The following is a 1,416-nucleotide window of genomic DNA, read 5'->3' on the forward strand; positions in this document are numbered from 1 at the left end:
TTGAGAAATTTTGAAATACGGGCATTACTTTTTTGGCATTTTCCTAAAAAATTAGCACAATAAGTACGGAAGAGCCATGAAAATTAGAGCAATCATCCATCCAGCAGCAGCAGGTGGCTATTGGGCCGAAGTTCCCGCACTTCCAGGCTGCATTACTGAAGGAGACACGATAGAAGAAGTGGTAATTAATTTAAAAGATGCTATGGTCGGTTGGCTCGAAGTTGCTAAGATCGCTTTACACATATAAAAGCTGATTGGCGATTTCATCAGCCGTTAGCGTATTTAACAGAATAGCAACCCGTTGGGCAATCTCATAGGCGTTCTTTTGAGGAGCTACAATAATGCCAGAATGTTGCCGTCCTTCTGTCATATACTCTAGATGCAGTCGCTCAAAGTCTACGCGATTATGGGTGAGCAAACATCGTTCAACAGATGCAGTATAAGCTAATTGTTGACTATCCGATTGACTCAGCATTGCCTGTTCGCTCGTGGTCGTCACATCAAAACCTCTAGCCTTTAACAAAGTGGCTACAAGCTTAGAAACATCTTCATCTGTGTGGATAGTTGCAAACAGTTTCACAGTTTTTCCATTGCAGCTTTAACAGCAGGATGAATCAATTCTTCAGGAATTCGATTGCGCTCAATATAAGTATTTATTTCTTCCTGATTATCCAAATAAAAGCTCAGTGCGTCAAAAACTTGAGCTAATTTCAGGTGAGGCAAGTGCGTCGGGATTTCTTCAGGAGTGATACCTAAACGCCACAATTCCACGATCGCACGAACGGAAGTTCTGGTTCCTGCGATAATTGGTTCGCCTTGCAAGATTTCAGGGTGACGTGCGACATAACGCGAAACAGATTGTGTGGTCATAAAAGATTAACACGACACAGCGCTCTTTATTATAACTTAGGCTAACACTCGTTCAGTTGACAGTTGACAGTTGACAGCGACCTTTACCTGGAAGGAAGAGGATGGGAGTAATGAATAGTCTTCTTTTAATTTCTCCCGATCGGGCTTTGGGCTTTAAACCAATTCTTTCTGGTAAAAGATTCAGAAGGATTAAGAGCGATCGCCAAAAGTACGCGCGGTGCAGCTATCCATCCAGGAATCGCCCGTTCAGATCCATCCAACGCCGATTAGTCTTCGCCTATTCAATCTTTATTAGAATTTACCGCACGTTTGAGAATTTGACTGACAACTCCGTACCTGTCGCCAACCAATCCATCGAGTTCGTGCTCAATATCTTCCAACCAGCCCAGTTTACTTGTCCACTTACCATTAGGTAATTGTCTTGCTGCATGAGTTGGGATACCGCTAGAGTCAATATATAGTGCTATTTTTTGTATCGGCTCAATAAGTAGGGGAAGGAGTTATTCTAATTGCCAAGACAAACCCAAGGGATGAAGAGAAGATTTT

4 protein-coding genes are annotated in these 1,416 nt (G+C 42.5%); 1 reads left to right on the forward strand and 3 read right to left on the reverse strand.

Features of this window, described 5'->3' with window-relative positions; translation table 11 throughout:
* The first annotated feature begins 76 nt into the window (after window positions 1-76).
* Entirely contained in the window at window positions 77-247 is a 171-nt protein-coding gene (locus tag QUA44_RS30480) for a type II toxin-antitoxin system HicB family antitoxin (protein ID WP_333257654.1), read from the forward strand.
* Here the strand turns inward: QUA44_RS30480 and QUA44_RS30485 are convergent.
* From QUA44_RS30485 to QUA44_RS30875, 3 genes are all read right to left on the reverse strand, one after another.
* Window positions 236-580, reverse strand: coding sequence for a DUF5615 family PIN-like protein (locus QUA44_RS30485; protein ID WP_333257657.1), 345 nt, complete (start codon window positions 578-580; stop codon window positions 236-238). The two genes, QUA44_RS30480 and QUA44_RS30485, sit on opposite strands and share 12 nt — an antisense overlap.
* On the reverse strand, window positions 577-870 hold the full coding sequence (locus QUA44_RS30490; RefSeq protein ID WP_333257659.1) for a DUF433 domain-containing protein: 294 nt from the start codon (window positions 868-870) through the stop codon (window positions 577-579). Before QUA44_RS30490 ends, QUA44_RS30485 begins: the two co-directional genes overlap by 4 nt.
* A 281-nt stretch (window positions 871-1,151) precedes the next feature.
* Complete coding sequence (locus tag QUA44_RS30875; protein WP_445243738.1) at window positions 1,152-1,355, reverse strand: DUF7689 domain-containing protein; 204 nt, start codon at window positions 1,353-1,355, stop codon at window positions 1,152-1,154.
* Window positions 1,356-1,416: the final 61 nt, after the last annotated feature.

It is taken from the genome of Microcoleus sp. N9_A2 (assembly GCF_036701775.1).
Lineage (GTDB): Bacteria > Cyanobacteriota > Cyanobacteriia > Cyanobacteriales > Microcoleaceae > Microcoleus.